This window comes from Candidatus Thalassolituus haligoni, assembly GCF_041222825.1.
Lineage (GTDB): Bacteria > Pseudomonadota > Gammaproteobacteria > Pseudomonadales > Oceanobacteraceae > Oceanobacter > Oceanobacter antarcticus.
The window spans coordinates 1,059,659-1,080,917 of record NZ_CP139482.1; the positions used below are offsets into that span (position 1 = coordinate 1,059,659).

At 53.8% G+C, this 21,259-nt stretch carries 22 protein-coding genes; 9 read left to right on the forward strand and 13 right to left on the reverse strand.

The annotated features are described in order from the left end of the window. Positions 1 to 87: 87 nt before the first annotated feature. From SOJ49_RS04835 to SOJ49_RS04845, 3 genes are all read right to left on the reverse strand, one after another. Positions 88 to 534: a hypothetical protein gene (locus SOJ49_RS04835; RefSeq protein ID WP_369857103.1), complete on the reverse strand. Its 447-nt coding sequence runs from the start codon at positions 532 to 534 to the stop codon at positions 88 to 90. A gap of 254 nt (positions 535 to 788) precedes the next feature. Beyond that, entirely contained in the window at positions 789 to 1,034 is a 246-nt protein-coding gene (locus tag SOJ49_RS04840) for a hypothetical protein (RefSeq protein ID WP_369857104.1), read from the reverse strand. 219 nt (positions 1,035 to 1,253) lie between these two features. Then, entirely contained in the window at positions 1,254 to 2,414 is a 1,161-nt protein-coding gene (locus SOJ49_RS04845; protein ID WP_369857105.1) for an NAD(P)/FAD-dependent oxidoreductase, read from the reverse strand. Positions 2,415 to 2,520: 106 nt separating this feature from the next. Between SOJ49_RS04845 and SOJ49_RS04850 the strand changes: the two genes are divergently transcribed. From SOJ49_RS04850 to SOJ49_RS04885, 8 genes are all read left to right on the forward strand, one after another. Continuing rightward, complete coding sequence (locus SOJ49_RS04850) at positions 2,521 to 2,721, forward strand: DUF2788 domain-containing protein (protein WP_369857106.1); 201 nt, start codon at positions 2,521 to 2,523, stop codon at positions 2,719 to 2,721. Between the two features lie 315 nt (positions 2,722 to 3,036). Continuing rightward, the gene (locus SOJ49_RS04855) at positions 3,037 to 3,354 is read left to right on the forward strand and encodes a hypothetical protein (RefSeq protein ID WP_369857107.1); all 318 of its coding nucleotides are present in this window, start codon (positions 3,037 to 3,039) and stop codon (positions 3,352 to 3,354) included. A gap of 523 nt (positions 3,355 to 3,877) precedes the next feature. Then, a complete protein-coding gene (locus tag SOJ49_RS04860; RefSeq protein WP_369857108.1) occupies positions 3,878 to 4,162 on the forward strand; it encodes a DUF4404 family protein in 285 nt (94 codons plus the stop codon). A 130-nt stretch (positions 4,163 to 4,292) separates the two neighbouring features. Continuing rightward, complete coding sequence (locus SOJ49_RS04865; RefSeq protein WP_369857109.1) at positions 4,293 to 4,727, forward strand: CBS domain-containing protein; 435 nt, start codon at positions 4,293 to 4,295, stop codon at positions 4,725 to 4,727. 524 nt (positions 4,728 to 5,251) lie between these two features. Next, positions 5,252 to 5,974: a helix-turn-helix domain-containing protein gene (locus tag SOJ49_RS04870; protein ID WP_369857110.1), complete on the forward strand. Its 723-nt coding sequence runs from the start codon at positions 5,252 to 5,254 to the stop codon at positions 5,972 to 5,974. A gap of 346 nt (positions 5,975 to 6,320) precedes the next feature. Further along, complete coding sequence (locus SOJ49_RS04875; RefSeq protein ID WP_369857111.1) at positions 6,321 to 7,496, forward strand: glycosyltransferase family 4 protein; 1,176 nt, start codon at positions 6,321 to 6,323, stop codon at positions 7,494 to 7,496. 42 nt (positions 7,497 to 7,538) lie between these two features. After that, entirely contained in the window at positions 7,539 to 7,841 is a 303-nt protein-coding gene (locus tag SOJ49_RS04880; protein WP_369857112.1) for a hypothetical protein, read from the forward strand. A 167-nt stretch (positions 7,842 to 8,008) separates the two neighbouring features. Beyond that, a complete protein-coding gene (locus SOJ49_RS04885; RefSeq protein WP_369857113.1) occupies positions 8,009 to 10,225 on the forward strand; it encodes a CHASE2 domain-containing protein in 2,217 nt (738 codons plus the stop codon). A gap of 17 nt (positions 10,226 to 10,242) precedes the next feature. Here the strand turns inward: SOJ49_RS04885 and SOJ49_RS04890 are convergent, their stop codons facing one another. Beyond that, entirely contained in the window at positions 10,243 to 11,811 is a 1,569-nt protein-coding gene (locus tag SOJ49_RS04890; protein WP_369857114.1) for a FecR domain-containing protein, read from the reverse strand. A 12-nt stretch (positions 11,812 to 11,823) separates the two neighbouring features. Then, complete coding sequence (locus tag SOJ49_RS04895) at positions 11,824 to 13,209, reverse strand: tetratricopeptide repeat protein (RefSeq protein ID WP_369857115.1); 1,386 nt, start codon at positions 13,207 to 13,209, stop codon at positions 11,824 to 11,826. 281 nt (positions 13,210 to 13,490) lie between these two features. Between SOJ49_RS04895 and ccoM the strand changes: the two genes are divergently transcribed. Beyond that, positions 13,491 to 13,610 (forward strand): cytochrome c oxidase subunit CcoM, encoded by a 120-nt coding sequence (gene ccoM / locus SOJ49_RS04900; RefSeq protein ID WP_369857116.1) that lies wholly within the window; start codon positions 13,491 to 13,493, stop codon positions 13,608 to 13,610. Positions 13,611 to 13,740: 130 nt separating this feature from the next. On the opposite strand, the gene SOJ49_RS04905 is transcribed toward ccoM, so the two are convergent. The 8 genes from SOJ49_RS04905 to SOJ49_RS04940 are packed head-to-tail and all read right to left on the reverse strand — an operon-like array spanning position 13,741 to position 21,247. After that, positions 13,741 to 14,511, reverse strand: a complete 771-nt coding sequence (locus SOJ49_RS04905; protein WP_369857117.1) for a septal ring lytic transglycosylase RlpA family protein — start codon at positions 14,509 to 14,511, stop codon at positions 13,741 to 13,743. Further along, positions 14,508 to 15,485: a lytic murein transglycosylase B gene (gene mltB, locus SOJ49_RS04910; RefSeq protein ID WP_369857118.1), complete on the reverse strand. Its 978-nt coding sequence runs from the start codon at positions 15,483 to 15,485 to the stop codon at positions 14,508 to 14,510. The genes SOJ49_RS04905 and mltB overlap by 4 nt, the downstream gene beginning before the upstream one ends. Before the next feature lie 21 nt (positions 15,486 to 15,506). Further along, on the reverse strand, positions 15,507 to 16,649 hold the full coding sequence (gene rodA, locus SOJ49_RS04915; RefSeq protein ID WP_369857119.1) for a rod shape-determining protein RodA: 1,143 nt from the start codon (positions 16,647 to 16,649) through the stop codon (positions 15,507 to 15,509). Beyond that, positions 16,646 to 18,502: a penicillin-binding protein 2 gene (gene mrdA, locus SOJ49_RS04920; protein WP_369857120.1), complete on the reverse strand. Its 1,857-nt coding sequence runs from the start codon at positions 18,500 to 18,502 to the stop codon at positions 16,646 to 16,648. Before mrdA ends, rodA begins: the two co-directional genes overlap by 4 nt. Before the next feature lie 7 nt (positions 18,503 to 18,509). Then, positions 18,510 to 18,977 (reverse strand): 23S rRNA (pseudouridine(1915)-N(3))-methyltransferase RlmH, encoded by a 468-nt coding sequence (gene rlmH, locus SOJ49_RS04925; RefSeq protein WP_369857121.1) that lies wholly within the window; start codon positions 18,975 to 18,977, stop codon positions 18,510 to 18,512. Continuing rightward, positions 18,974 to 19,330 (reverse strand): ribosome silencing factor, encoded by a 357-nt coding sequence (rsfS, locus tag SOJ49_RS04930; protein WP_369857122.1) that lies wholly within the window; start codon positions 19,328 to 19,330, stop codon positions 18,974 to 18,976. Before rsfS ends, rlmH begins: the two co-directional genes overlap by 4 nt. A 7-nt stretch (positions 19,331 to 19,337) precedes the next feature. Beyond that, entirely contained in the window at positions 19,338 to 19,991 is a 654-nt protein-coding gene (nadD, locus tag SOJ49_RS04935) for a nicotinate-nucleotide adenylyltransferase (protein WP_369857123.1), read from the reverse strand. Then, positions 19,991 to 21,247, reverse strand: a complete 1,257-nt coding sequence (locus SOJ49_RS04940; protein ID WP_369857124.1) for a glutamate-5-semialdehyde dehydrogenase — start codon at positions 21,245 to 21,247, stop codon at positions 19,991 to 19,993. The genes nadD and SOJ49_RS04940 overlap by 1 nt, the downstream gene beginning before the upstream one ends. Between the last annotated feature and the right edge of the window lie 12 nt (positions 21,248 to 21,259).

The window sequence follows — 21,259 nt, forward strand, 5'->3', positions numbered from 1 at the left end:
AGTGTGACAGTTCTTTTTCAGCTCCGTGACATTAGGGTGAAATGCAGTACTCAATGCAATAGTCAATGCAGGCAGACTGGACAGTAATCAGGCTGCCTGAGGAGACGGCTGGGCGGATGCCAGGTTGTGGAAGAGTGCCTGTAAGCGTTTGACGGCCTGCTGTTGCTGATACGGTTGCTCCTGTGCGGCAAGGTGATCCAGTAACTCAACGGAGTTGGTTGTTGTTTCTGCCCCCTGCATGGCTTGGCGTAAGAGTGACATACCGGACAAGTCGCGGGGGCTGATCAGACCGAACTGCTGCAATGAGTCTTGCAGATGATTGAGTGTTGTATCGTCCAGTTCGTTCACATTGATATCACTGGCAAGCGCGCTGATCAGGATTGCACGGGTTGAAGGCTGATAGCTGTCTGGCGTATTACGAGATGTCAGAGACGTGTCGCCGCTGGGCTGTGTAACCGCGCTGGTCGTGTCACTTTCCCGTGTTATGGAGGCGCTCTGGTGCTGCAAGTAGCTGGTGAGTGCATTGAGTAGCATGGCTGTGAACCTCAGGATATGTGACCTGCTCTTCAGTGAGCGGGTTGGTTAACATCTATCCTGTTATAGCAAATATTATACCTATTTTATTTTGTTATATTTTTCAAACACTTATTTGATTTTAGATGACAAGGGGGCAGTGATTTGCCGATAGTAGCGGCATGATGACGGTGGTGGTATCGGCTATGCTGACACAAATTGCCGTCGGTAGTATGTGACCGCCCAGATAGTGGCGAGCCGCGATATGTATAGCATCAGGAAAAATAGTAACCGGCCTGGGCCAGTACCAGACGGGTAACTTCAATCTCTGTCTGAGTGAATGCACGCCTGGCTCCGCAATGCTGGCAGGTAATCGGTGCCAGCGCTTTCAGATCAGCAATACTGACGTTGGTATCCGCTTCACACTGGTCGCACGTAATGGGAATCTGGGCCTCACAAGGCAATATCGTACTCACATTGTCCTCGATAATGACGGTGGCGATTGGCAATGGGTGAATCATTTGAGCTCCCGAACGGTTCCTGACATGTCGTTATCATCCCAGCCTAGCAGGCCATTGTTCTGTCGGAGACAGGTGTGATGGTAATACACCGATGAATTGGTGACGATTCGTGTGTCGTGAGTAGCCGGGATTGGTTATACCAGTGAAATGTTAGCGTTTGTCATTAAACATGGCGACTGTTGTAGTGTTAGTGCGACACATTGTCAGTAATGCCCCGTGTTATCCGATTTCTGCCGCCAGTTTTTTTTCAATAAGCTCCGCTATCGCCAGTGCGGATGTCAGCCCCGGACTTTCGATACCCAGCAGGTGCCATATCGGTGGTGTACTGATATCGCTGCGGGTGATTACAAAATCGACCGCAGGACAGCCTGGCGCGCTCAGTTTTGGCCGGATACCGGCGTAAGCCGCGTGCAGATTATTTTCGTCCAGGCCTGGCCAATACCGGCGTATGGCTCCGGCAAACTGACTGCGCAAATCGGCGCTTACGGCATAGCGCGAAGGGCCAAATGCCGTGTGCTGATCCAGATATTCGACATCCGGACCAAAACGCAATTGCCCCGCCAGATCGAGCGTGGCATGAATCCCCAAGCCAGCCAGCCCTGGTTCGGGTAATGGATACACCAAATGCCGGAACGGGCTTTTGCCCTGATAACTGAAATAGTGTCCCCGAGCCGGAAACAGTTGGGGGATACGGGTATTGGTGTGGACAGAAGTGTCAGTGGTATGGGTGTTAATTCCTTCAAGTGCTGCCATCAGTGATATGGCTTGCAGACCGGCTGCGTTGATGACGGCCCGGCAGTGAATGTGCCAAGGGCCGTCAGGGGTTTCGACGTCAACCTTCCAGAGCGGCCCGCTGCTGTGAGCACCGGTGACCTGGCTGCGACAAACCAGTAGTGCTCCGGCTTGCTCAGCCTGATGTTGCAAGGCTTGCATAAACTGGTGGCTATCGATGATGCCGGTTTCCGGCGACCAGAGTGCTGCTGCTGCCGCGACTTCCGGTTCCATCTGTTTTATTTGCTGGCTGTCCAGATGATGCAATGGAATATTGAGGCGTTTGGCCGTTTGCTGCAGACGTTCCAGTTCCGGATGAGCCGCGCTTGGGCTGACAATAAGCTTGCCCGTTTTTTGATGGGGAATGTCAAACTGCTGACAAAACGGATAGGTCAACTCCCGGCCCCGGATACAAAGGGTTTCCTTTAGCGAACCTGGTGGATAATAAAGGCCGGCATGAATGACTTCACTGTTGCGGCTGCTGGTTTCGCTGCCAGCCATGTCGGCCTGCTCAAGTATCAAGACCGAATAATGGCGGGATAGCTGTCGGGCGATCGCCAGGCCGATAACGCCCGCGCCAACAATGCATACATCAAAGTCTGGAGTCATCGAATAACGGTGCCTGCATACGGTAACGGTAGAGGGTGCCGCGCCATGCGGCTTTTGTTAAAGTGTCGCACCGATTTTTACCACAGCTGCGGAGAAGGTAACACCGATGAACATCAGTCACGTTGAGAATGCAGGCATGACAATCGGCATTGCCATTTTGATCGGCTTTATGATGTTTATCATCTACGACCTTGCCAAACGCTCAAATGCGGGCAAATTTGGGATGGGAGTACTGTTCTTTGCACTGGGGCTGGGCATGCTGGGTTTTGTCATCAAGAGTGTGATTGTCGAAATACTCAACCTGTAAGCCTGTTTGTTTTTAAATGCCGTTTTTCCGTTATTGGCACTGCATATGCAATAGCTATCGTTAGATTCACTTGTAGCGAATAGCTGGCCCGGTCAGTAGGCCGTGTCAAACGGAGGAAAAATGGAAGCTGCGCAAAGGCTGGGCAAGCCTGAGGAAGTTATGTTTGCCCGGATTCCAGAGGAATTCATCACATCACCAGGATGGAGTGTGAAGCTGGTTCAGATACCAGTCCCATATACTGGGGATGTATCTGACGAGGAAACGACGGCCAGAATACAGTTGCTGGCAGAAAATCTGCTGCCGACGGCTGTACACATGGCAAATTTTTATCATCTACCCCAAAGCCAGTGGCTGAACCTGGTGTATACCGATTCACGTTCCAGTATTGATGAAAACTCAAACCTGTTACTTGGCTTTTTGTCCAGAATTTCCGGGCAGCAGGAGCTGTGGGTACCTCTGGCGAGTAGCCACAGTATGTTGCTTAACGTGTTGGGCCGGATATTGCCGCAACTGCAATCTCTGGATTTGTCTCGTAATCCATTGCTCTACATTGGCGATCATGCCAATTTTCCTGCCTTCAAACGCCTCGCCGAATCCTGTGATATGCCTATTTTCTGCCAGGCGACGTATTAGGGAGCGTTCTCAATTATTTGCCACGGCCTGTCAGGAGGAAAAATCCCGTCAGGCAAGGCGTTGGACGCCGAGAATGGCGAGTCCTTTTCAAGTCCAATAACACCGCCTGGCGGGATGTTGACCCTGACTCTGACCCTTGGGGCTGAGGCCAGTGACTTCCAGTACGGCGTTATTCGTCACTTGTTTAGCTCGCCCAATCGCGCTCCTCATGCCTTGTTCTGAAACCAACGGGCTCTCAGCAGGCTCGGTTTGATCATTGAAAACGCCCGCTAGTCACAGCTGCCCTTGCCATAATGGAACAACGTCCTCAGCCTGATGCTTGTAGGCGTTGTCCCATCTTTACTGATCCCTGCTTGAACCGCGTTGCTTTATGACATCTGACGGTAATGGTTCCTTCCGCTAAAAACTCGCTGGCGTTATCGGTGTTGTTGTTAAATGTAATCAGGTTCACACAATCGTGCGCAAGATCAGCTGCTGATAGAGTATCCTGATACACAATGACCATATCGTCAGACAACGTGCCATGATCAAGCAGACTGTAGAAAATGAGAGGTGTTTTATGGGAAGCCCGCTAAAAGAACAGCTTCAGCGTTTACATGAGGAATTGTCAGCCAATCCTGAATTGGATGAAGAGACTGCTGAACTGATGAGGAAAGTCGCGGAAGACATTGAAGTTATGGAGCTGACGGACAACGCCGATGTTGTTGAGGGTTTGCAGGAGTATGCCATCCGCTTTGATCAGGATCATCCGACGCTCTCGGAAATCTTGCGACAAATCGTTGATACATTAGGTCGTATCGGAGTCTGACAGGGTGGGGAGGTTCCATTCGTATGGATGTAACTCCGGCGCTTCTTCAGGTACTCGGCTGGCGCATCTGACGACTGATCATCGCTTCCCCCGGTCGTACAGCAAAAAAATAATATTGGAGACCCGTTGTATGAGACATATGCCAACGCTCACTGAGGTAATGACGGCATTCCCGCTGCATGTTAACGAGGATACTTCACTGACGGACGCGGCTGATCAAATGGCGCAGCATCAATGTCACCACCTGCCCGTTATGGATGGAGTCAAGGTCGTTGGGTTGTTGAGTTCCGAAGAGATCAAGCTGGCACAGCTGCCGGGCCACGATCTGGAAGATAGCCAGGGTCTGACGGCAGGTGATATGTGCCAGCGACGTTTTGCCAAAGTGGATTTGCATACTCGGCTTGATGTCGTGCTGTCCTGTATGGCTGAAGAAGGAATCAATGCAGTGGTTGTTATGCGCCATGAACGACTGGCTGGCATTTTGACCAGCCAGGACGCCTGTCGATTTTTTGCCGGTTGGCTGAAAAAAGAGTACTTGCCAGACGATGATCCCAGCATTGCCTGAGGGTTGCCTGATAGTTGCCTGATAGTTGCCTGACCGCAGACACGGCTGGTTAGTTATCAGGTCGTTTGAAACACAAGCAGATATGCCGAACACCGGAGGCATGATTACCCTTGCCGAGGGCTTGCCTCCAGCGAGACTACTGGCAATCTCGACTATTTTGGCCGTCGGCTCGTTTTACTCCGATTGTCTGCGTTTTACCTCGTTAGAGTTACCCCCTTTCTGCACCCTTTTGACTCGACTGTGTCGTCTTTGTGATAATTCTTTGTGCATTTTTGTGATGAGTGCTGGTTTTAGTGTAATGGTTATTGATAAATCGCAATATTTTTTCTGCCATCACTGGGATCGGGTAACGACAGGATTGATACCAAAAGCTCTGAAAGACAGCTTATAGAGCGTGTTTTTGCTCATTATTGTGGCTTCTGCAGCGGTATTTTCGTTGAAACCGGTTCCTGATAAATTTTATTGGCCTGTTTCTAATAGCTGGTACGGAGTTTGCGAAAGACTATACAAAGGAGGATCTGCCCATGTATAAAATCGCTGATATCCAAGACTACCGCCAGCCCAAGCCAACTACCGTTGCCCACTGGCTTACGGGGCTTACTGAAATTATTGAAGGTCGTTACCAGGACGAGGAAAGCATTCAGCGCCTGCTGATGCTGATTTCCGAGCACACTGAGTTGCGCAATGTCTCAATTGCTTTGCCCGATTCGCCGAGTCGTTTCAAGGCGCAGTATTGTTCAACCGGCGTGACTAATGGCGTTTACAGCTTTGCTGTCCAGCACGCCCTGTGTCGTCAGTTTGAGTCGCGAGAGTGGTTGGTTATCAAGGATGGTAGTGAGCGTCCTGAACGGTTTGATCCCCAAGCTTGTGGCCTCACCTTGCAAGATCGTTGCCTGCTGGTGCCACTGGTGTTGCGCCAGTCTGTATTGGCGGTTTTGGTGATGGATCTCCGTGGTGCACGCCTGGATCAAGTCAGTCTTGATTTGGTGCACTGCCTTGGCGCGCAAATCGCCCAGATTCTGGCAACCCAGGTCGTCCCTAACTTCAAGACGCTGTATGCTCGCCCTTACCAGCGCGTACAGGAAGATGAACTGAGTGATATTCACGCCGCAATCGACAAATGTAATGGTAATAAGACGATGGCTGCCAAGGTTCTGGGGCTGACGCCACGGCAGTTGCGTTATCGGCTTTCCAAGCTGAGTGAAGAAAACCTGCAGCAGTTAAACGTTGCAGAAGTAACACACTAGGAATTTCACCGATTCGAATCCTGGAATGCAGGCTTTTGGGCCTGCCGGGATGTATTGCTGAATCCGCAATCTTGACGAGGGATTATTCGTTCCTCTCCAGGTGAGCATTGAGATATTTCTGGCTGGTTCGCGGATGACGTCTGTTTTACCTGTCTCGCCTATTATTGGCGCCAGGTAATTACTGGCCGGGCATGGCTACGGTTGCTGATTATTCGAGCGCTGGTGCCAGTATTGCATTTTACGGATAATGGCTGGCGGGGTAATACCCGGTATGCCGTCATGCTTCATCAAAGTGTCACGTTCGCGCTGGCACACTGGTCAAATTTAGCCAGAGTGCCAGAGAAGTATGGCTTCGCTTCGTATCAGTATTGTCACTGAGACCTATGTTCCCGACGTTAATGGCGTCGCGAATTCCTTGCGTCAGTTAATTAATGCTCTGGATCCCGGTTGTTTCCAGGTGCAGCTGATTCGCACCCGCCCCCGTTCGGAATGGAAACCGGAAGTCGAGGAGGTGTGGTGTCGTGGTCTGACCATCCCCATGTACCCTGATTTGCAAATCGGCTGGCCAGCACGCAGTGAAATACGCGCAGCCTGGGAGCGATTTCAGCCTGAATTTGTATTTATTGCCACCGAAGGCCCATTGGGTAACTCGGCGCTTAATTTGGCCACAGAATGCCATATTCCGGTGCTGAGCGCTTTTCACACCAATTTCCATCGTTACAGCAGTTATTACGGGCTGGGCTGGATTCGAACACTGACTTTGAACTGGTTGCGACGCTTCCACAATCGTACCGCCGGGACTCTGGTGCCTTCCGAAGAGGTTGCTGCCTTTCTGCGTGAATCACGCTTCCATAATGTTCAGGTGCTGCCACACGGTGTCAATTGCACCTTGTTTCATCCTCGTCGGCGCAGCTCAGGGCTACGCCAGTCATGGCAGGTTGGAGAAGCAGACCGGGTAATGCTGTACGTCGGGCGTATCGCTGCAGAAAAGAATATCCCGCTGGCAATTGCAACCTATGACCATTTGCGTGTTTCACGCCCGGATCTCAAACTGGTGATGGTCGGAGATGGTCCCATGCGCGACGAAATTCAGACCAGCCACCCGGATGTAATTTTTGCCGGGGTACAAACCGGTGAAGCACTGGCCCGGCATTTCGCTTCTGCGGATCTGTTTGTGTTCCCCAGCGTGACAGAAACGTTCGGCCTGGTGACTCTGGAAGCCATGGCCAGCGCCTTGCCAGTGGTTGCCTTTGATCTGGCGGCTGCGCATATGCACGTCCGCACCGGTATTAACGGTGTACTGGCATTAACGGGAGAGGACAGTCATGCCGCAGATTTTGCCTTTATCGCGGCGGCAGAAGCATTGGTAGACAGTGATCTGGTGGCATTGGGCAAAGCCGCCCGAACAACGGCTGAACAGTTGAGTTGGGAGAGTGTGGCCTCCCAGTTTAGCGGCTACATTGAGCGCCAGCTGGATTGTCCCATGGGGCAAATAATCGCCGAGAGCAAAACTATGGTATGAGCGTTGCAGTGAACTTTCCAGAACCAATTTGGGGGGAACCACATGGTTGAATTCAACCGCATCAATATCGCGCTACTACAAAAAATAAAGCGATTAGCGAAAGAAGAGCAGGGCTGCATGATTCACTATGATTCGCCTTCACTGGAAGACGACCTCAGAAACCTTGTAAAAAGCGGCGTCAGTCAGGATCTGTTGGCCCTGGTAGAGGAGTTTTTGCCGACCCAGGAGCCACCATCCAGACAAATTATGGATAGAACCTACCGGGGTGCCACCACAATGATTGATGATCGTGAGCGTATTGGGCCTTCTACCCGAGTCTATCGGGGCCGAATTATCTCGGGATAGTTTGTTATCAATGTGTTGTTTTTTGGTGCGATATTGAACTGGTTTGATAACGCCTGTAAATTTCTGGTGCAGTTGTCTCGGATTGACCTTATCAGGTCGTTCATCAAGTCGGGTTAATATCCCATCAATCTTTGCCGGGTTGATGTTTTTTCAACCGGAAACAGCACATGCCTTTCGCCCCTTTCGATAAACGGCTTTTACGCCGACGAGCGCCGGTTTACGCCGGTATTCTGATCACCGTCTGCCTGACACTGGCCTGTAACCGCATCGAAAGTGGTAGTGGATTCTGGCTACAACGTCTGGATTATTTGCTGTACGACTGGCGTTTCGGCCTGTTGTCTGATCATTATGATGATGAGGCAGACAGCAGGGTGCCGGTTATCGTTGTCGATATTGACGAGTCCTCGCTGGCAGAACAGGGGCGCTGGCCCTGGAGTCGTCGGCAGTTATCGCAATTACTGACCCGTCTGGCGGACGCTGGTGTGGCGGTTGTTGGTCTTGATATTGTGCTGTCTGAAGCGGAACAACAACCTTTGGGTCGTTGGCTGGATACTGTCCCAGAGCAGCAGCGTTTAATGCTGCTGGAGCTGATGAAATCGGCCCCGGATCCCGACACCATACTGGCCAGTACGATGCGACGGCTAGATGTCGTGGCAGGATTTTTTTTCAGCGACAACAGCACGGATACGCGTGGTGTACTGCCTGCTCCGGTGGCGCAACTGCCTTCTGGTGTACCGATGACATTTCTGGCCAGTCCTGGCTATAACGGCAATTTACCATTATTTGCGGAAGCCAGTGCTGGAGCCGGTTTTGTCTCCACTTTTACTGACAGCGACGGCAGTATCAGACGCACGCCGTTGGTGATGCGCTATGGCGATCAACTGTACCCGGCGTTGTCACTGGCCATGGTGATGACCTACTTGCTCGATTGGCAGCTGGAGCCAGAGATGGTTCGCCTGGGTAATGTCATGGTACCAAGGCAGCTGGCGGTGGCGGGTATCCAGGTGCGCACCGATGCACTCGGGCGAGTGATTGTTCCTTATAAAGGGCCAGCCAGAAGCTATCGTTATATCTCGGCCGCTGACATTATGGCCGGACGGGTGGCAAGCGACGTGTTGGAAGGTGCTTTGGTCTTGGTGGGCACCAGCGCTCAGGGTTTGGCTGATTTGCGAACAACGCCGGTCGGTACCCAGTACCCCGGCGTCGAAGTTCATGCCAATGTGATCGATGCGCTCCTGAACGGCAGTTTTCCCTATCGTCCGGAGTGGGAGCCGGGGGCGACGTTTCTGTTAATGATACTGACCGGGTTGCTGCTGTCGGTTGTATTACCTGGAATGGGGCCGTTGCGAGCGATTCCATCCAGTATTGCCGCGCTGTTGCTGGTGGTCGTGATTAACGCAACATGCTGGTCGATGGGGCTGGATTTGCCATTGGCGCCGCTGATTCTGCTGTGTTTTACCCTGGTGATACTCAACCTGGGTTATGGCTTTGTTTATGAAAGCAGAAGTCGTCGCACGCTGAAGGGAATGTTCGACCAATATGTGCCACCGGCACATATTGAAAAAATGCTCGACGATCCGTCGGCTTACCAGTTTCAGGGTGATAACCGTCAAATGACGGTGTTGTTCAGCGATATTCGATCCTTTACCAGTATTTCGGAAGGTTTGCCCGCCAACGAACTGAAACAGCTGCTGAGTAGTTATTTTACGCCGGTTACCAAAACCATTTTTGATCATGAAGGCACCATCGACAAATACGTCGGCGATATGGTGATGGCCTTCTGGGGGGCACCGCTGGACGATGTCGATCATGCCAGCCATGCCGTCGCCGCCGCGTTGGCCATGATTGAGGTGACCAGAACGTTGGAGCAGCCGTTTGCATTACGCGGCTGGCCACGGCTGGTGGCAGGCATTGGCATTAATACGGGTGCGATGAATGTGGGGGATATGGGATCGTCATACCGCCGTGCCTATACGGTGCTGGGTGATGCTGTAAACCTGGGGTCGCGACTGGAATCACTGACCAAGTATTACGGGGTTGATGTGCTGGTTGGCGAAAATACCCGCCATCAGGCGCTGGAATTTGAATACCGTTTTGTTGATCGTATCCAGGTCAAAGGCAAGCTCGAAGCGCTGGATGTCTTTGAACCACTCGGGTTGATCAGCGAAACCTCGGCAGCTACCCGTGAAGAGTTGGACTATCATCGTCTGGCCATGGATCTGTATATCTGCGCTAACTGGCGTGCCGCCAGAGAGGCATTTGACGAATTGGTCTGGCGTTATCCCCAGTGCAAACTTTACCAGGTCTTTCAGGAACGACTGCGAGAGTGGGAGATGCTGCCGCCGTCAGACTGGGACGGCAGCTTTCAGCATCAGCAAAAATAGTCGTCAGCCAGAGGTGTTCAGTTAGGACTGGCGTGTTGCCACAATACCGCGCCGGTGGCGCTGTTGCTGCTGTTGTCGATCAGTTCAAATCCACCGAGGAAGGCATCAGCCTGTTCGCCGACCAGAATGCCACCCAGCTCACTGGTGCCGGTGTTGATGCTGATATCGCCGTGTTGGCCATTCATGATATCCAGGTTAACCAGTGGTGAATTATTACCATCAATCTGAATGCTGCCATCGAAGCTGATGGCCCAGAGATCGGCGCCGGTATCACCAAATCCGGCAGATAATGAGCCATTGGAAACGCGGCCAGTGTTGAAGTCGAGATCAAACTGCCCCCCGGAAACACTCAGCGGCTGTCCCAGATTATTAAAGCCGATACCCAGGTTGCCAGCAAAATGCACACTGCCAGACAGAGAACTCAGCTGGGAAGACAGTGTCGGGGTACCGTGTAGCCAGAGTGCCATGCCGTCATAGCCGCTATGTTCATCAGAATCGCGATCGGAGTAGACCTCAATATCGCTATCACTACCGTCCCAGACACCCCAAATGACATCCAAATTGTTGTCTGGCTGGTCGGACTTTGAGCTGGTGCCGGAAAAGCGCACGACATCGAGTTGACCTGCTTCATTGACGGCAACAAATATCGGTTGTTCACCGTCCAGTTGCACTACGGTGCCGACCCGCAGCTCGCCGTTCATGGCGACAGCACCAAGACGGTGACTGGACAAAAATGCCTGATATTCGGTATTGGTCAGGCGGCTGTCCGGGCTGCTGTCGTCAATCAGCGGCGTGTCAGGGTTGGCGTCGGGATCCGTGTCACTATTTACTGACGCTTTCAGAATTGCTTGAAGGCGGGCGCTGTCCTGTTGATCAAGCGGCGGTGGCACGTCGCTGTTGGTGATGTTGCTGTTGGCGTCTGCGGACGTATTGTGCTGATTGCTATTGGGTGTGCTTTGCGGTTGTTCGGCCGTGTTGTCCTGAAGTTCGGCCGGTGCTTCCAGCAGGCCGGTAAAGCCATCGGCACCCACGCTGGCGTAGTGGAAGTCCGCGCCATGACCGAGCACAAAATCACCAGCGTCGGTAGTGATGCTGATGGTGCCTTGCCAGACGCCCAGCAGCAGTCGGCCCTTGTCCAGCAAGGCGCTGTAAAGTGTGCCTCGAATGCCGATGCTGCCAACCGGGGTATCGACCCGGTAGGCGGCTGCGGTGCCCTTGCCAAGGCTACCGGTCAGTGTCCGGAATCCCCCTTCAATCAGCTGCATGACCACTTCCGGTTGATCGTGGCGGGTAGCCTGTTGCTGGTACTGATGTACAACCAGACTGCTGTTGGCATTCAGCGCCAGCAGGGCATCATCGTTAAAACGTATCTGCACTTTGCTGTTGTTGCCGGTGGTGACGGTATCCTGCATATAAACCGGGCTGCGGCGCTTGAGGACACGGACATCTTGCTGCGGCTGGAGGGCTGTAACCTCGCCCCGTGCCATGATCACTGTACCGACGTTGTCGTCGGCATAAGCCATTGTCGTCAATAATCCGAACAAGGTGACCATGGCGCCAAAAAAGATACGCATCCTGATTGTCATAAAACCTCCGCTTCAATTCTGGAAACTGACCGTCAGGCCAGCCTCAAACAGTGCCCTGTCATACTGATAGACGCTGATGGAGCTGGCGTTGCGCAAATAACTGAACTGATTGTGCAGCGTCAGCCAGTGCAAGAGCTGGTATTGCCAGCCAATGCTGGCCTGACCCAGGTGCTCCTGGCGATCTTTGCCTGGTGCGAGCAAATCGTTGCCATGCTGGTAATCGTACTGCCGATAGAGACCCTGAAGATGCAGCGCCAAACGTGAATTCAACTGGTAAGACAGCCGTGCATCGGCACCTGCGGTATCCCGTGCCAGTTCAGCCTGGTCATCCAGATCGCTCGACCAGCTGACGCCCGCCATGCTGCTCCAGAGTCCCTGCTGGTATGCCAGTGCTGTCCGGCTGCCGATTTGCAGGGTATCGGCTTCATCATTGAGCTGACTGTCTTTGCTGATGACATGGAGTTCGAACTGAGGCTGCCAGTGTTGCCAGCCATTCCAGCGCCATTCTGTCGTCAGCTGCAGCATGGATTGCAGGCTGTCGTGGCCAAGCCAGTAGTATTCATAGCCGAGGCTGGCATTCAGCTGGTGTTGTCCCAGCAGCTGCTGGGCACCCGCCCGGAATTGAACGGCATCGAGGTCGTAGGTGTCATTGCCGTTATTGTCTTTGCGAGCGAAGGAGACACTACTGTAGACCCGCCGCTTGCTGGTGAGCGGCAAACTCATCTGGACGGCGGCAGAGTAGCGAAAATAACCTGAATGTATGGCGCGCTGTTCTTCGCTGAGAATCGCGCTCAACTGGCCATCAAACAGGTCGATTTCCCGTTCACTGGTGGCCGTGTTGATATTGGTGTCGTAACCGGCTGCTGTTGCCAGTGCCACCGACCAGGAGCGTCGGCTACGGGATTGTTGCTGGCTGATTTGTTGCAAGTAGTTACGGGATGCGGTGGCGATGGCTGGCAGCGGATCCGCTGCCAGCACAGTCTGAAAACCGGTTTCCGCCGCCAGCATCTGCCCCATGGCATATTGGCAGCGCGCCAGCTCGAAGTGGTAGTTGAGATTTTGTGGAAAGCGGCTATGCAGCCGGTCAAATACAAACCAGGCCTCGTTGAGGTTGCGGGTTTCCAGTGCGGCGCTGCCGTACATCAAATCGAAGGCTTCCTCGCCTTCGTACATCGCCAGCAGTGTATGGGCGATCTGGTAGGCGGAACTGAAGTCTCCTGAGCGGATGGAGGCTATCAGGGTCTCCAGGGTGGCTGCTTCGGTAACCACTGCTGGCGCGGCATCACCGACACTGGCGGCGCGACAGGGATTCAGCTGCAACGGTGCCAGTGCGGCCAGTAGCAAGACGGGTATTCGGCTGTATGAGTCCCTGCGGTACGGATCGATATGATGATGCATGGGCATTCCTTACCAAAGCGGCGGCGAATGTAATCCCGGGCGATCAGCGTCCGGTGATCCTTATACAGCTCTGACAAAATTATACAGTCTCATTCTGCAGCGCAATAAGCAGGCCACCAAATGGCTCACAATTCCCGATTTTGATACATATCAAGCGTAGCAGCGGTTAGGGCAATGACAGAAAAATCCACTTGATATGGGTCAATCTGGCCCCGGCACAGGCTGTTACATTGAACTCAACAAGGCAAACGCATGATCGACAGTGAGTGAGGTATCCCACTATGTTTATGGATGAAGTCGTTTTTTCAGGATTGGTAATTGTGGGCCTGACCTGCGTATTTTTTGCAGGTGTTTACCTGGCCATTCGTAAAGACATTAAAAAACACGGTACGGGTGAATAAGTACCGGTTTTAACAATTTTCTGCGCTGAGTACCCTTGCCTCGGGCCTGACCAATTTGGTCATGGCCCTTTTTTTTGTGCGCCTTAATTCCTCAGCGGGAAGGGGACTGGTGGTATGCACTGGCAGCCTGTTAGTTAAGCTGGTGCGCTCCGAGTACGACCGGGTTGTTGATATGCAACTTATCCAGCCGGGCGAGTAAGTCCTGCAGCGGCTTTCCTTCCGGCACCGGGCCAATACGTACTTTGTGCAGGGGCTTGCCATTCAGCTTGCCCTGGTAGACCTCGACCGGCCAGGTCAGCGGCTTCAGGGCGTCACGTAACGCTTGCTGCTGCTTGTTGGCGCTTGGCTGGTCGGACAGGGCAGACACCTGTACCCAGCGTACTTTATCTGGCAGGGGCGGCTTGAGCAGCTCAATCGTGACCGGGGCCGTACCGGAGATATCCAGACCAATCTTGTGAGCGGCGACGTACGACAGATCGATCATACGATCCTTGTAAAACGGTCCGCGATCGTTGACCCGCACGACAACGCTTTTACCATTATCTTGCCTGGTCACTTTTACATAACTGGGCAACGGCAAGGTTTTATGCGCAGCGGTGAACTGATAGACATCGTAAATCTCGCCGTTGGCGGTGGCGTGGCCATGAAATTTCATGCCATACCAGGATGCCGTGCCGGTCTCGCGGAAAGTACGGGGCTGCTCCAGCACCTGGTAGCGTTTACCCAGCACCTTGTAGGTGGGGCCATTACCCATCACGCTGAGTGCTTCAGACGTTGGGGTTGGCTCCTTGAGGGTGGATAAATCGGGCGGTACCGGAGGACTGAAATCTTCCCTGTGCTGATAACGCGAGCTGCAGGCGCTGAGCAGCAGCGCCATGATCAGCCATAAGCCGGTCTTCACTGTTTCAGCGCCTCACTCAACTGGTAGACAGCCATGGCATAGAGGCGGCTGTGGTTGTAACGGGTAATGACATAGTAGTTGTATTGTGCCAGCCAGAATTCCGCACCCTGTTTGCCGATCAGTTTGACCAGGCTGGCGGGGGCATCCGCTGACGCTGGCTCGGTAGCCGACACGCCCATGGCGGCCAGTTGCGCTACCGTCCACTTGGGTTTCAGGCTGTCATTCACGGCTGTCTCGTATTGTTGGCCACTGACCCGTGCGCGCTGTACAACGGGTTCACCGGCTCGCCAACCGTGGACACTGAAGTAGTTGGCCACGCTGTTAATTGCATCCGTAGGGTTCGACCACAAATCACGTTTGCCATCGCCATCACCGTCGACGGCATAGGCCAGGAAGCTGGTCGGAATAAACTGGCCGTAGCCCATGGCACCGGCGTAGGAACCTTTGACCGTACCGGGGTCGAGCTGTTCTGTTTTGGCTAGGGAAAAAAAGGCTTTTAATTCACGCCAGAATATAGGCCGTTGGGGGTAATCAAACGCCAGTGTTGCCAGTGAATCCAGTACCCGATAGTTGCCCTGGCGGCTGCCGTAGAAGGTTTCAACGCCGATGATGGCGCTGATGATTTCCTTCGGAACACCGTATTTTTGCTCTGCCACAGCCAACAGCTCGGCGTGCTGTTGCATAAAGGCCTTGCCACCTTCAATCCGCTTTTGGGTCAGGAATATGTCCTGATAGCCATCCCATTCGAGGGTTTTTTCCGCTGGTCGGGCGATTGCTTCCAGCACGGAATCGAGTTTTTTTGACTCCGACAGCCAGCGTTTGGTTTCTGCCGGGGGGATGTGATATTCCTTTTCCAGCTCGGCGGCAAACTCATTGAAGCGTGCATGCTGATCGTAGCCTGCATGTACCAAGGCTGAGCCTCCGAGGCTGACAACCAGGCAGGTCTGTGCCAGTTGACGTGTGAGTCTGGTCATACTAATTCCCTGTTGTGTAGATTAACGTTTTTGATGCGTTGCCATTGACATGATCAGGCCGAAGGCGGCCATCAGACTGACCACCGACGTACCACCGTAGCTGACCAGCGGCAATGGGACACCAACCACTGGCAAAATTCCGCTGACCATCCCGATATTCACGAACACATAGATAAAAAAGGTAACAGACAAACTGCCAGCCAACAGTCGGCCGAACAAGGTTTCACAGCGGCTACTGAGTACCAGGCAGCGAAATATAATCAGAAAGTACAGCATCAGCAGCAGTAAAACGCCAATCAGTCCCAGTTCTTCTGCCAAGACGGCAATAATAAAGTCGGTATGGCTCTCGGGCAGAAATTCCAGCTGTGACTGGGTGCCCTGCATAAAGCCTTTACCTTCAATGCCGCCAGAGCCAATGGCGGTTTTTGACTGGATGATGTTCCAGCCCGAACCCAGCGGGTCGCTTTCTGGATTGAGGAAGGTCAATACCCGCTGTTTCTGATAATCGTGCATCACAAAAAACCACATCAAGGGTGCACAGGCGGAGACCAGCGCGATCAGGGATCCAATCAGCCGCCAGGACATGCCAGCAAAAAACAACACTAACAAACCGGACGCGGAAATCAGCAGGGATGTGCCCAGATCCGGTTGTTTGAGAATCAGTATGGTGGGCACAACAATAATCACGCTGGCCTTGAGCAAGTCGGTGATATGCGGTGGAACCGGACGTCTGGCCATATACCAGGCGACGGTCAATGGCAGTATCAGTTTGACCAGCTCGGAAGGCTGGAAGCGCGGCAGGCCGGGCAGCGCCAGCCAGCGCTGTGCCCCCTTGGCGTCTACCCCGGCAATCAGGACGCCGAGCAGTGCTGCAAGGGCAACAAGATAGGCCCAGGGGGCAATCAGCTGATAAAAACGTGGCGGCAGTTGTGCAGCCAGAATCATGCCGAGCGAACCAATACCCATGTGAATCGCCTGGCGTGTCAGCATATGCAGATCTTTACCACTGCCGGTGTAGAGAATCAGCAAGCCGGTCAGGCAAAGAACCAGCAGCAGTACCAGCAGCAGCAGATCCAGGTGCATACGGGTGAACAGGGCACGGCTGCGATCAAATCCTGGATGTGCGCCGCTGCCGAGCGTGCGGGTAAAGTCAGAACTGCTCATTCGCCAGTGCTTCCGCTGAGATAAAGATTGATCACCGATTGGGCAATGGGGGCTGCTGTACGCCCGGCTGATTCACCATTTTCGACCACTACGGCAATGGCAATCTGGGGATCTTCGACCGGAGCAAAGGCAATAAACAGGGCATGGTCACGCAGACGCTCACGCAGCGCATCGGAGTCGTATTCTTCATCCTGTTTGATACCAACGACCTGGGCGGTGCCGGTTTTGCCGGCTATTGAGAATTCCAGATGCTTTTGCAGTACCCGAGCAGTGCCATGAGGACTGCTGATCACCTTGCGCATGGCTTCAAACATCCGATTCCAGTTGTCTTCATTATTCAGTTTTATGTCCTGAATCCCGCTTTCATCAATGGCTTCGTACTGGCCGCTATGAGCTGCCAGCAACCGTGGTGCCATCCATTTGCCCCGGTTGGCCATCACCGCAGTAGCGGTTGCCAGTTGCAACGGCGTGACCTGGATATAGCCCTGGCCAATCCCCAGGTTGACGGTGTCTCCGGCATACCAGCTGGCCTTGTGATGGCGATGTTTCCATTCGCGTCCTGGCAACAAGCCGGAAAAGGCATTATCCACATCAATGGCCAGATTCTGGCCAAAACCGAATTGCGCCAGAAATGGCTCCAATCGATCGATTCCCGCCCGTACGGCGGCATCATAAAAATAGACATCGCAGGATTCAACGATGGCTCGTTCGAGGTTGACTTCACCATGACCCTGACGCTTCCAGTCCCGATATTCCCGATCGCTGTTTTCCAAGGTGAAGCTGCCGGTGTCAAAAATAGTACGGCTCCAGCTGGTTACGCCCAGGTCGGCAACACCCAGGCCAATGAAGGGTTTCAGGGTGGACGCGGGGGGGTAACGGCCACGAATGGCGCGGTCAAACAAGGGCAGGTCCGGGTTGTCACGCAAGGCGTTGTAGTCGGTGTGGGAAATACCGGTGACAAACAGGTTGGGATCGAAGCCGGGATTGCTGTAAAGGCTGAGAATGCCGCCGGTTTTTACTTCAATGGCAACGAGGGCACCACGGCGACCGGCCAGTTGTTGTTGCGCCAGCCGTTGCAAACGGCTGTCGAGGTGTAATGTCAGATCTTCCCCAGGAGCCGGATCCGATTGTTCCAGCACTCGCAGAATGCGGCCTCGGGCGTTGGTTTCGACTTTCTGATAGCCGGGCTCGCCGTGTAAGTCGCTTTCGTAATATTTTTCGATACCCTGCTTGCCAATGTACTGGGTGGCGCTATAACGGCGTTTGGTCTCACTGTCGGTATCCAGCTGGTTTTGTTCGCGCTGGTTGATACGGCCGACATAACCGAGTACGTGGGCAAAGGTTTCACCCTGGGGGTAGTGGCGCACCAGCTGGGCTTCCACATCGACGCCGGGCAGGTAAACCCGGTTGACCATGACTTTGGCAATCTCGACTTCAGTGAGCTGGTGGCGCAAAACGACCGGTTCGTAGGGGCGACGGCGCAGTTCCAGACGCTTGTCGAGCTGTTCCCGGTCGCGCTCCGAGATACCGATCATGTCGTTAATAAAACTCAGCGTAGCATCCATGTCGCGGACGCGTTCAGGCACTAGCGTAAGGCTGTAAGACGGCACATTTTCTGCCAGCAGTTCACCATTACGATCATAAATCAGACCACGTTTTGGGGGCAGTGGCTGGATCTTGATGCGGTTGTTTTCCGAAAGGTTCTGGTACTTCTCGTACAAGGTGATCTGCAAATAGGCCATGCGCCAGACGAGCACACCCAGCAAGGCAAAAATAATCAGGCCCAGAATCATGGCGCGAGAGCGAAACAGCTTTACTTCAGCTGATTTGTCCCGGAAGGAGTGCTCCCACATGCAGGCCTCATTTGTGGTAAGGATGACCCTGCAACAGGGTCCAGGCTCGATAGATCTGTTCTGCCACCACCACACGTACCAGCGGATGGGGCAAGGTCAGACTGGACAACGACCAGCGCTGTTTCGCCTGCGTCAGCAAGGAGGGGGCGATGCCATCCGGGCCACCAATGACCAGAGCAATATCGTGGCCATCCATACGCCACTGTCCCATCTGGCTGGCAAGCTGTTCGGTTGACCAGGGTTTACCAAGGACATCCAGTGCGACCAGATGTTCCTGCGGCCGAATCGCTTTCAGCAGGGCATCGGCTTCTTGCTGCATGGCTTTTTCTTTGCTGCTGCTTTTACTGCGATAACCCGGACTGATTTCGACCAGTTCAAGCGCGCAATCGGCAGGAAGTCGCTTGGCGTATTCCTGATAGCCTTCGGTAACCCAGGAGGACATTTTCTGGCCAACAGCAAGCAGCCGGATTTTCATTCCGCCGAACTTTCCTGGCTGGTGCTGTCCGCCGGCTCACCCCAGAGCCGCTCCAGATCGTAAAAATGGCGCGCCTGATCGGTCATGACGTGGACGACCACATCGAACAGGTCGATCAGCACCCAGTCGGCAACCGCGCGGCCTTCAGTACCATTGGGTCGCAGGCCAGCTTCCTTGGCTTTTTCTTCAACATGACCGGCAACGGCAGTGACGTGGCGGTTTGACGTTCCCGTGGCAATGATCATCCAGTCGGTCACGGAAGTACGACCGCGTACATCCAGAATAATGATGTCTCTGGCTTTCATATCGTCCAGGGAATCGACGACCAGGTTTTTGATTTGCTCAGTTTGCATTCGCTACTTATCGGTAAAGTTGGTGTTGAGTGAGATAGTCCAGCACAGGGTCTGGAGTAAGGAACCGGATATTTTCGCCTTCGGCGATACCCCGGCGCAAGCCTGAAGCTGAAATATCCAGCCCCGGCCAGGTTTGCTGACAAATGCGACCGGCCGGACTTACCAGGAGTTCATCCAGCGAGGCCTGTCGTGCCAGCCATTGTTGTTGTTGCCAGGGAGCGACGGGTTGCCGTTCCCCCGGGCGACTGATTACCATCAGGTTGGCCAAATCGAGAATGTCGTCACAGCGATGCCAGCGATCAAAACTGAGCCAGGCATCGGTACCCATCGCCCAGCTGAAGGTGACTTCCGGGTACAAGGTGCGTAGCAGCTCCAGGGTAACAGCACTGTAGCTGCATTCAGGACGTTGCAGTTCAATGTCACTGACATCCACGCCGTCTAGGTCTCTGGTCGCCAAGGTCAGCATGGTCAGACGTTGACTGGATGACGCCCGTGGCGATGGCCGGTGTGGCGGAATGCGGTTAGGCATCAACAGCACTCGGTCAAAGCCGGCATCACGCAGCTGCAGGGCAATACGCAGGTGGCCGATGTGAACCGGGTCAAACGTACCACCAAGGATTGCCCAAGGAGCAGCCCGACAGGCTGCCGCTGTTAACGTCATTATGTACGTACTTCGCCGTTACCAAATACCACGTATTTTTGTGAGGTCAGACCGTCCAGGCCGACTGGGCCACGGGCATGAATTTTATCGGTAGAGATGCCAATTTCAGCCCCCAATCCGTACTCAAAGCCGTCGGCAAAACGGGTAGAAGCATTAATCATCACGGAGCTGGAATCGACTTCCGTGAGGAATTGGCGCGCCAAGGTGTAGTTTTCGGTCACGATACTGTCGGTATGGTGTGAGCCGTGGCGATTGATGTGCTCAATGGCGTCATCGATCGAAGCAACGATCTTGATGGACAGAATCGGTGCCAGGTACTCGGTGTCCCAGTCGGCTGCTGTAGCCGCATGAATACTATTAAGAATAGCGCGGGTCTGGTCACAACCGCGTAATTCGACACCCAGTGCTGCAAAGGCTTCGCCCAGTTCCGGTAGCAATTCATTCGCCACCTGCTGGTGTACCAGCAGGGTTTCCATGGTATTGCAGGTGCCGTAGCGGTGAGTCTTGGCATTCACGGCAATGTTCAGGGCCTTGGTCTTGTCGGCAAAGCGATCCAGATAAACATGGCAGATACCATCCAGGTGCTTGATGACCGGCACGCGGGCTTCCTTGCTGACGCGCTCAATCAGTCCCTTGCCCCCGCGAGGCACAATCACATCGACGAATTCGGGCATGGTGATCAGTTTGCCAACGGCTGCACGATCCGTGGTTTCAACCACCTGGACGGCGGTTTCGGGCAGGCCGGCAGCCGCCAGTCCAGTGCGTATGCAGGCTGCCAGCATCTGGTTGCTGGCGATCGATTCTGATCCACCGCGCAAGATAGTGGCATTGCCAGATTTCAGACACAGGCTGGCGGCTTCAATGGTCACATTCGGGCGGCTTTCATAAATAATGCCAATGACCCCCAGAGGTACGCGCATTTTGCCGACCTGGATGCCGCTGGGACGGTATTTCATATCGGTGATTTCACCCACCGGATCTGGCAGCGTGGCGACCTGGTGCAAGCCTTCGATCATGGTATCAATACGCGCGTCCGTCAGTTCCAGACGATCCAGTAATGCGGCATCAAGCCCCTTGGCCCGGCCGTTTTCAAGATCGGTGGCATTGGCCTGGTACAGTGCGCTACGCTGTTGGCTGATCGCATCGGCAATGGCCAGCAAGGCCTTGTTCTTGTCCTGGGTTGATGCTCTGGCAATGGCAGTGGCAGCGCTGCGTGCCTGCTCGCCCAGCGTTATCATGTATTGGTTTACATCCATCGATTACACCCG

What these genes read in the sequence shown, in the direction of transcription:
- nadD (WP_369857123.1), bottom strand. Translation starts at nt 19,991, where the DNA reads ATGACGTTAACAGCGGCAGCCTGTCGGGCTGCTCCTTGGGCAATCCTT.
- rodA (WP_369857119.1), bottom strand. Translation starts at nt 16,649, where the DNA reads ATGAGCAGTTCTGACTTTACCCGCACGCTCGGCAGCGGCGCACATCCA.
- mrdA (WP_369857120.1), bottom strand. Translation starts at nt 18,502, where the DNA reads ATGTGGGAGCACTCCTTCCGGGACAAATCAGCTGAAGTAAAGCTGTTT.
- ccoM (WP_369857116.1), top strand. Translation starts at nt 13,491, where the DNA reads ATGTTTATGGATGAAGTCGTTTTTTCAGGATTGGTAATTGTGGGCCTG.
- SOJ49_RS04850 (WP_369857106.1), top strand. Translation starts at nt 2,521, where the DNA reads ATGAACATCAGTCACGTTGAGAATGCAGGCATGACAATCGGCATTGCC.
- SOJ49_RS04840 (WP_369857104.1), bottom strand. Translation starts at nt 1,034, where the DNA reads ATGATTCACCCATTGCCAATCGCCACCGTCATTATCGAGGACAATGTG.
- rlmH (WP_369857121.1), bottom strand. Translation starts at nt 18,977, where the DNA reads ATGAAAATCCGGCTGCTTGCTGTTGGCCAGAAAATGTCCTCCTGGGTT.
- SOJ49_RS04860 (WP_369857108.1), top strand. Translation starts at nt 3,878, where the DNA reads ATGATCAAGCAGACTGTAGAAAATGAGAGGTGTTTTATGGGAAGCCCG.
- SOJ49_RS04865 (WP_369857109.1), top strand. Translation starts at nt 4,293, where the DNA reads ATGAGACATATGCCAACGCTCACTGAGGTAATGACGGCATTCCCGCTG.
- SOJ49_RS04835 (WP_369857103.1), bottom strand. Translation starts at nt 534, where the DNA reads ATGCTACTCAATGCACTCACCAGCTACTTGCAGCACCAGAGCGCCTCC.
- SOJ49_RS04885 (WP_369857113.1), top strand. Translation starts at nt 8,009, where the DNA reads ATGCCTTTCGCCCCTTTCGATAAACGGCTTTTACGCCGACGAGCGCCG.
- mltB (WP_369857118.1), bottom strand. Translation starts at nt 15,485, where the DNA reads ATGACCAGACTCACACGTCAACTGGCACAGACCTGCCTGGTTGTCAGC.
- SOJ49_RS04890 (WP_369857114.1), bottom strand. Translation starts at nt 11,811, where the DNA reads ATGACAATCAGGATGCGTATCTTTTTTGGCGCCATGGTCACCTTGTTC.
- SOJ49_RS04855 (WP_369857107.1), top strand. Translation starts at nt 3,037, where the DNA reads ATGGCAAATTTTTATCATCTACCCCAAAGCCAGTGGCTGAACCTGGTG.
- SOJ49_RS04875 (WP_369857111.1), top strand. Translation starts at nt 6,321, where the DNA reads ATGGCTTCGCTTCGTATCAGTATTGTCACTGAGACCTATGTTCCCGAC.
- SOJ49_RS04940 (WP_369857124.1), bottom strand. Translation starts at nt 21,247, where the DNA reads ATGGATGTAAACCAATACATGATAACGCTGGGCGAGCAGGCACGCAGC.
- SOJ49_RS04845 (WP_369857105.1), bottom strand. Translation starts at nt 2,414, where the DNA reads ATGACTCCAGACTTTGATGTATGCATTGTTGGCGCGGGCGTTATCGGC.
- rsfS (WP_369857122.1), bottom strand. Translation starts at nt 19,330, where the DNA reads ATGCAAACTGAGCAAATCAAAAACCTGGTCGTCGATTCCCTGGACGAT.
- SOJ49_RS04895 (WP_369857115.1), bottom strand. Translation starts at nt 13,209, where the DNA reads ATGCATCATCATATCGATCCGTACCGCAGGGACTCATACAGCCGAATA.
- SOJ49_RS04870 (WP_369857110.1), top strand. Translation starts at nt 5,252, where the DNA reads ATGTATAAAATCGCTGATATCCAAGACTACCGCCAGCCCAAGCCAACT.
- SOJ49_RS04880 (WP_369857112.1), top strand. Translation starts at nt 7,539, where the DNA reads ATGGTTGAATTCAACCGCATCAATATCGCGCTACTACAAAAAATAAAG.